Genomic DNA, 7,596 nt, shown 5'->3' with positions numbered 1-7,596 from the left:
TGGCCGGTCTGGCGCATGGTCTCCACGCAGGCGTCGAGCGGCACGATATGGGTGCCGTCGCCGCGCAGCGCGAGGCTCGCCGCCGCGACGGCCTTGATGGCGCCGAGGCCGTTGCGCTCGATGCAGGGGACCTGGACGAGACCCTTCACCGGGTCGCAGGTCATGCCGAGGTGATGTTCGAGCGCGATCTCGGCCGCGTTCTCGATCTGCGCGTTGGTCCCGCCGAGCGCGGCGCAGAGCCCGGCGGCGGCCATCGCGGCGGCGGAGCCGACCTCGCCCTGGCAGCCGACCTCGGCGCCCGAGATCGAGGCGTTGGTCTTGATGATCCCCCCGATCGCCGCGGCGGTCAGCAGGAAGTCGCGGGTGCCCCTGTGGCTCGCGCCGACGCAATGGTCTCGGTAGTAGCGGATGACAGCCGGCACGACGCCCGCGGCGCCATTGGTCGGCGCGGTCACGACCTGTCCGCCGGCGGCGTTCTCCTCGTTGACCGCCATCGCATAGACCGAGAGCCAGTCGTTGACCGTATGCGGCTGGGCGAGGTTGTTGCCGCGCTCGGCGAGCAGCGCCTCGTGGATCGCGCGGGCGCGGCGGCGGACGTTGAGCCCGCCGGGCAGGATGCCATCCGTGGCGAGACCCCGGTCCACGCAGTCGTTCATCACCTTCAGGAGCCGGTCGATGCCGGCGTCGAGCGGGGATTGCCCGCCCGCCGTCTCGTTCGCGCGTTTCATCGCGGCGATGGAAAGGCCCGAGGCCTCGCCCATGGCCAGCATCTCGGCGGCGGTCGCGAAAGGGTAGGGGCGGGTGATCTTGGCGTCGTCGCCCTTGATCGTCGCGCCCTTCATCTCGCGCTCGGTCAGGACGAAGCCGCCGCCGACCGAATAATAGGTCTCGGTCAGATAGAGGTTGTCCTGGGCGTCGAAGGCGCGCAGCACCATGCCGTTGGCATGGCCGGGAAGCGGCGGGCCGTAGTCGAAGATCACGCCCTTCTCCGGGTCGAAGGCCAGCGGCCCGATCTCCGGCACGTCGATCCGGCCGGTTTCGCCGAGCTCGGTCAACCGCCGCTCGGCCTCTTCCGCGTCGAGCGTCTCGGGCACGAAGCCGAGCAGGCCGAGGATCACCGCGCGGTCGGTCGCATGGCCCTTGCCGGTGAAGGCGAGGCTGCCGTGAAGCGAGGCTTCGAGGCGCGCCACCTTGCCCGAGCCGGGCACCCGGTCCGAGCCGTCGCGGAGCGCGTCGAGGAAGCGGGCGGCGGCGAGCATCGGGCCCATCGTGTGCGAGCTCGATGGGCCGACGCCGATCTTGAAGATGTCGAAGACGCTGAGGAACATGGCCCCTCCGGGGATGTGCGACGGGCTCCGTCGCGCGCGTGCGACGGAGGTCAAGCCGTTGATCGTACTACGTTTCGTTCCGCGCGTTAACCCCTTGGCAAGGAGGGTTCAGGCCGCTCGGCGGGGAGCGTCGGAACGCCTGCGCGCGCCGACACTTCCGCGCACGCCCCCCGCGTCCGTCAGCCGGCGTAGATCGGGTGGGCGTCGGTGAGCTTGCGCACCTCGGCCAGTACCTCGGCCTCGACCGCGGCATCACCCTCGCCGCCCGACGCGGCCAGCGCATCGACCACCCTCAGGACGAGCTCGCCGACGCGGGCGAATTCCGCCTCGCCGAAGCCGCGGGTCGTGCCGGCGGAGGTACCGAGGCGGACACCGGAGGTCACGAAGGGCTTCTCCGGGTCGAAGGGGATCGCATTCTTGTTGCAGGTCAGGCCCGCCCTTTCAAGCGCGCGTTCCGCGTCGCGGCCCGTCACGCCCTTTGGCCGCAGGTCCACGAGCACCATGTGGCAGTCGGTTCCGCCGGAGACGATGTCGAGGCCGCCCTGCCGCAGGGTGGCGGCAAGGGTCCGGGCGTTGGCGATGACCTGCGCGGCGTAGGTCTTGAACGAGGGCTCGAGCGCCTCGCCGAAGGCGACGGCCTTGGCGGCGATGACGTGCATGAGCGGTCCGCCCTGGTTTCCGGGGAAGACGGCGGAGTTGAGCTTCTTCGCCAGCGCCTCGTCATTCGTCAGGATGATGCCGCCGCGGGGCCCGCGCAGCGTCTTGTGGGTGGTCGAGGTCACGACATGGGCATGCGGCACCGGATTCGGATAGAGCCCGGCGGCGATCAGCCCCGCGTAATGCGCCATGTCGACCATGAGATAGGCTCCGACCTCGTCGGCGATCTCGCGGAAGCGGGCGAAGTCGATCTCGCGCGGATAGGCGGAAGCGCCGGCGATGATGAGCTTCGGCTTCGTCTCGAGCGCGCGGGCGCGCACCGCGTCCATGTCGATCAGTTGGTCCTGTGCCCGGACCTCATAGCTCACGACGTCGAACCACTTGCCGGACATGGTGACCGGCGAGCCGTGGGTCAGGTGGCCGCCATGGGCCAGGTTCATGCCCATGATGCGGTCGCCGGGCTGGAGCAGGGCGAGGAACACCGCCTGGTTGGCCTGCGCGCCGGAATGCGGCTGGACGTTGGCGAAGCCGGCGCCGAACAGCTGCTTCACCCGGTCGATGGCGATCGTCTCGACCTCGTCGACGAATTCGCAGCCGCCGTAGTAGCGCTTGCCGGGGTAGCCCTCGGCGTACTTGTTGGTCAGGACGCTCCCTTGAGCGATCAGCACGTCGCGGGAGACGATGTTCTCCGAGGCGATCAGCTCGATCTGATGCTGCTGGCGGCCGAGCTCGCGGCCGATGGCGGCGGCGACGGCGGTGTCGGAGAGGCGGGAGGTGTCCGTGTCGAGCATGGGGCTTGGTTCCTTAGAGGCCGGCGGCGAGCTCACGCTCGGCAAGGGCGAGGAGGGCGCGGACGTGCGGCGCGAAGGAGCGCCAGACGGTAAGGCGGAAGCGGTCGTCGGCATCGCGGACGAGGACGACCTGCGCGGTGTCGAAGACGGTGCGGGCGCCGGTGCCGACCGGCATCGCCGCGAGATCGCGCGGGGCGCCGGTGGCGAGCAGCGTCAGGACGGCCGGGCCTTCGAGACTGTAGGTGATCTCGCGGTCGGAGACCTCGACCGCGCTGTGCGGGCCGGGGATCCGCGCGAGGTCGCCGAGCAGGGCGGCGCGCTCGGTCTCCGGCGCCTCGATCAGCCATTCGTCGGGGCCGAGGCAGAGCGCGGTGCGCGCGCCCTGCACGCCGCGGGTACCGACGACGGTCGGCAGGTGGATGACGGCGGGGTCGGCGAGGCGCAGCGCGACGCGGGTGGTCGGCGGCAGCTCGGTGATGGTCACGCCCGAGGTGGTGGCGGAGGCGGTCGCGGTGGTCATGGCTCCAACTCCTCTCAGGCGNGACGGTCGGCAGGTGGATGACGGCGGGGTCGGCGAGGCGCAGCGCGACGCGGGTGGTCGGCGGCAGCTCGGTGATGGTCACGCCCGAGGTGGTGGCGGAGGCGGTCGCGGTGGTCATGGCTCCAACTCCTCTCAGGCGCTCAGCCGGCTGTTTTCGGGATCGAGGAAGACGGTGGTCTTCGTGACCCTGGCGGTGATCGTCCCCTGGGGCATCGGGATGTGCAGGGTCTCGCCGTCGCGGGCGCGGCCGTCGGCGACGACCGCCATGGCGATCGAGCGGCCGAGCGCGTCCGACCAGTAGGACGAGGTGACGTGGCCGAGCATGGTCATCGGCTTCGGCTGCGCCGGGTCGGCGACGATCTGGGCGCCTTCCTGCAAGACGACCTTGGGGTCGTCGGTCAGCAGGCCGACGAGCTGCTTGCGGCCCTTCGCCACCATGTCGGGGCGGGTGAGCGAGCGCTTGCCGACGAAGTCGGGCTTCGCCTTGCCGATCGCCCAGTTGAGATTGGCGTCGTCCGGCGTCAGCGTGCCGTCGGTGTCCTGGCCGACGATGATGTAGCCCTTCTCCGCCCGCATCACGTGCATCGACTCGGTGCCGTAGGGCACGATGTCGTACTGTTGGCCGGCCTCCCACAGCTTCTCCCAGAGGGCGCGGCCGTGGCGGGCGGGGACGTTGATCTCGAAGCCGAGCTCGCCGGTGAAGGAGACGCGGAAGAGCCGCGCGGGGAAGCCGGCGACGGTCGTCTCGATCACCGCCATATGCGGGAAGGCCTCGGCCGAGAGGTCGGCGTCGGGGACGAAGGGGGCGAGGAGCTCGCGGGCGTTCGGGCCCTGGAGCGCGATCGTCGCCCACTGCTCGGTCGTCGAGGTGAGCCAGACCTTGAGGTCGGGCCACTCGGTCTGCAGATAGTCCTCCATCATGTTGAGGACGCGCGCCGCGCCGCCGGTCGTCGTGGTGACGTGGAAGCGGTCCTCGGCCAGCCGGCCGATCACGCCATCGTCGCGGATGAACCCGTCCTCGCCGAGCAGCAGGCCATAGCGGCAGCGGCCGACCCCGAGCTTGGTCCAGGGGTTGGTGTACATCCGGTTCATGAACTCGACCGCGTCCGGCCCCGCGACCTCGATCTTGCCGAGCGTCGAGGCGTCGAAGATGCCGACCGAGGCGCGGGCGCCGCGGCACTCGCGGGAGACGGCGGCGTGCATGTCCTCGCCCGGCTTCGGGAAGTACCAGGCGCGGCGCCAGAGCGCGACGGGTTCGAAGGCGGCGCCGTGGGCTTCGGCCCACGGGTCGATCGGCGTCTTGCGGGTGACCTCGAAGGTCGCGTCCTTGTGGTAGCCGGCGAAGGCGCCGAAGGTCGTCGGCGAGTAGGGCGGGCGGAAGGTGGTGAGGCCGACCTGCGGCGGGGCCTTGCCGAGCGCGTCGGCGGCGATCATCAGGCCGTTGATGTTCGACATCTTGCCCTGGTCGGTCGCCATGCCGTTCGTCGTGTAGCGCTTGACGTGCTCGATCGAGCGCATCCCCTCGCGGACCGCGAGGCGGATGTCCTTGGCGGTGACGTCGTTCTGGAAGTCGATGAAGGCCTTGGCCTTGCCGGGGTCGCGGTCGGTCGGCAGTTCCTTCAGCGTCACGCCCGAGCCGGTACGATCGGCGGTCACGGTGAAGGCCGGCGCCTCGGCTTCGCTCCCCGCGTCCTTCGCGGCGAGCGCGCCCGCGTTGGCGCCGTCCTCGAGCGACGCGGCGATGCCCCAGAGGCCGCGGCCGGCTCCTGCGATCTGCACCGCCTCGGTCTTGGTGCCGGGGAGGTAGCACTGGGCCGCCTCGTTCCACGCGAGCTTGCCCTGCGTGTGGCTGAAGAGGTGCAGGCACGGGGTCCAGCCGCCGCACATCAGCACCGTGTCGCAGGCGATGTCGCGCGCCGCGCCGGCCTTGCCGCCGTCCATGCGGTTGACCCGAAGGGACTTCACCCGCAGCCGGCCGGAGGTGCCGGTGACGGTGCGCCCCGTGAGCACCTCGATGCCGAGGGCGCGGGCACGGTCGGTCAGTGCCGGATCCACCGTGGCCCGGACGTCGACGATGACGGCGGGCTTCGCCCCGGCCTCGGCGAGGTCGAAGGCGGTGTGCCAGGCGCTGTCATGCGCGGTGACGATCGCCGGGCGGTTGCCGACCTTGACGCCGTAGCGGTTGAGGTAAGTCTGGGCGGCGCCGGCCAGCATCACGCCGGGGCGGTCGTTGCCGTCGAAGACCAGCGGCTTCTCCAGCGCGCCCTGCGCCAGCACGACTTCCTTCGCGCGGACCTTCCACATCCGCTCGCGCGGAGCGCCGTCGGGGGCGGTGTCGAGATGGTCGGTCAGGCGCTGGCAGAGGCCGACGAGGTTCTGGTGGTAGTAGCCGATCGCGGTGGTGCGCGGCATCACCGTGACGTTCGGAAGCGCGGCGAGCTCGGCCGCGGTGGCGGCGAGCCAGTCCCACGCCGGCTTGCCGTCGATGGCGACGGCGGGCTCGGAGAGGAGGGTGCCGCCGATCTCGGCATGCTCGTCGACCAGCATCACGGACGCGCCGGAGCGGCCGGCGGCGAGCGCGGCGGCGAGGCCGGCGGGACCGGCGCCGACCACGAGGACGTCCGCATGGTGGAAGCGCGAGGCGTAGCTGTCGGCATCGTGCTCGGTCGGCGAGACGCCGAGGCCGGCGGCGTTGCGGATCACCGGCTCGTAGACACGGTCCCAGAAGGCGCGGGGCCACATGAAGGTCTTGTAGTAGAAGCCGGCGGAGAACAGCGAGCCGAGGTTGTCGTTGATCGCGCCCATGTCGAAGGCGAGCGAGGGCCAGCGGTTCTGGCTGGTGGCCTCCAGCCCGGCGCGAAGCTCCTGCAGCGTGGCGCGGGTGTTCGGCTCGAAGCGGCCGGGGCCGCGGCGGGTGCCGAAGAGCGCGTTCGGCTCGTCGGAGCCGGCCGAGACCACGCCGCGCGGCCGGTGGTACTTGAACGACCGGCCCATCAGGTGGACGCCGTTGGCGAGCAGCGCCGAGGCCAGCGTGTCGCCGGCGAGGCCGGTGTAGGCCTTGCCGTCGAAGGTGAACCTGACCGGCTTCGCGTGATCGACGCGGCCGCGGTTGGGGAGGCGATAGGTCGTCACTTGGGCTCTCCCGTCAGGCTGGCGAGGTCGGGACGGGGCGCGTCCGCCTTGTAGGTGGCAAGGAACTTGTCGCCGACGGTCTCGCGCACGGCGTTGAAGAAGCGGGCGCAGCCGTTGATGTGCCTCCACCGCTCGAAGTGCACGCCCTTGGGGTTGGTGCGGATGAAGAGGAAGTCGCGCCATTCCTCGTCGGTCAGCTTCGACGGGTCGGCCGGGCGGGCGATGTGGGCCTCGCCGGCGTAGGCGAATTCCAGCTCGGGCAGGGTCTCGTCGCAATAGGGGCAATGGATCAGCAGCATCTCTCGTCTCCCTAGTGCGCGACGGCGGCGGCGGCGGCTTCGTCGATCAGCCGGCCGGTGGTGAAGCGCTCCAGCGTGAAGGGCGCGTTGATCGGGTGCGGCTCGTCCTTCGCCACCGTGTGGGCGAGGACGTGCGCCGCGCCGGGGGTCGCCTTGAAGCCGCCTGTGCCCCAGCCGCAGTTGACGTAGAGGCCAGGGACGGGCGTCTTGCCGAGGATCGCCGAGCGGTCCGGGGTCACGTCGACGATGCCGCCCCATTTCCGCAGCATCCGCATCCGCCGGAAGATCGGGAAGATCTCGCAGATCGCGGCCAGCGTATGCTCGATCAGCGGGAGGCCACCGCGCTGGGAGTAGCTGACGTACTGGTCGGTGCCGGAGCCGATGACGAGCTCGCCCTTGTCGGACTGGCTGATGTAGGCGTGGACCGAGTTCGACATGGCAACGCAGGGGAAGATCGGCTTGATCGGCTCGGAGACCAGCGCCTGCAGCGGGTAGGATTCGAGGGGGAGGCGCACGCCGGCCGTTTCCATGACGACCGAGGTGTGGCCGGCGGCGGAGACGGCGACCTTCTTCGCGGCGATGAAGCCCTTCGCCGTCTCGACGCCGGTCACGCGGCCGTCGGGGCCGCGGCGGATCGCCGTCACCGGGCAGTTCTGGATGATGTCGACGCCGCGCGCGGCGGCGGCGCGGGCATAGCCCCACGCCACCGCGTCATGCCGCGCGGTGCCGGCGCGGCGCTGGAGGGCGGCGCCCATCACCGGGTAGCGGGCGTTCGGGTTGAGGTCGAGCGGCGGGCAGAAGGCCTTGGCCTCCTTCGCCGACAGCCAGACGTTGTCGACGCCGTTCAG

6 protein-coding genes are annotated in these 7,596 nt (G+C 71.0%); all 6 read right to left on the bottom strand.

What is annotated here, in order from left to right; translation table 11 throughout:
• Positions 1 to 1,328, bottom strand: a 1,328-nt coding sequence (locus ACLJK8_RS21120) for an L-serine ammonia-lyase (protein WP_413152365.1), incomplete at its 3' end; no start/stop codon positions are given.
• Between the two features lie 179 nt (positions 1,329 to 1,507).
• The gene (gene glyA / locus ACLJK8_RS21115; protein WP_413152363.1) at positions 1,508 to 2,776 is read right to left on the bottom strand and encodes a serine hydroxymethyltransferase; all 1,269 of its coding nucleotides are present in this window, start codon (positions 2,774 to 2,776) and stop codon (positions 1,508 to 1,510) included.
• 13 nt (positions 2,777 to 2,789) lie between these two features.
• Positions 2,790 to 3,296 (bottom strand): sarcosine oxidase subunit gamma, encoded by a 507-nt coding sequence (locus ACLJK8_RS21110; RefSeq protein ID WP_413152361.1) that lies wholly within the window; start codon positions 3,294 to 3,296, stop codon positions 2,790 to 2,792.
• A gap of 153 nt (positions 3,297 to 3,449) precedes the next feature.
• Positions 3,450 to 6,449, bottom strand: a complete 3,000-nt coding sequence (locus ACLJK8_RS21105) for a sarcosine oxidase subunit alpha (protein ID WP_413152360.1) — start codon at positions 6,447 to 6,449, stop codon at positions 3,450 to 3,452.
• Positions 6,446 to 6,748 carry a sarcosine oxidase subunit delta gene (locus ACLJK8_RS21100; RefSeq protein ID WP_413152358.1) on the bottom strand — a complete coding sequence of 101 codons (303 nt, stop codon included), beginning with the start codon at positions 6,746 to 6,748 and terminating at the stop codon, positions 6,446 to 6,448. The genes ACLJK8_RS21105 and ACLJK8_RS21100 overlap by 4 nt, the downstream gene beginning before the upstream one ends.
• Positions 6,749 to 6,759: 11 nt before the next feature.
• The coding region (locus ACLJK8_RS21095) for an FAD-dependent oxidoreductase (RefSeq protein WP_413152356.1) at positions 6,760 to 7,596 on the bottom strand (837 nt) is incomplete at its 5' end.

This window comes from Amaricoccus sp. W119 (genome assembly GCF_047275745.1).
Classification (GTDB): Bacteria; Pseudomonadota; Alphaproteobacteria; order Rhodobacterales; family Rhodobacteraceae; genus Amaricoccus.
The sequence above is the reverse complement of the archived record's forward strand: the minus strand, read 5'-3'. Positions and strand labels throughout refer to the sequence as shown.

What these genes read in the sequence shown, in the direction of transcription:
- glyA (WP_413152363.1), bottom strand. Translation starts at nt 2,776, where the DNA reads ATGCTCGACACGGACACCTCCCGCCTCTCCGACACCGCCGTCGCCGCC.
- ACLJK8_RS21110 (WP_413152361.1), bottom strand. Translation starts at nt 3,296, where the DNA reads ATGACCACCGCGACCGCCTCCGCCACCACCTCGGGCGTGACCATCACC.
- ACLJK8_RS21100 (WP_413152358.1), bottom strand. Translation starts at nt 6,748, where the DNA reads ATGCTGCTGATCCATTGCCCCTATTGCGACGAGACCCTGCCCGAGCTG.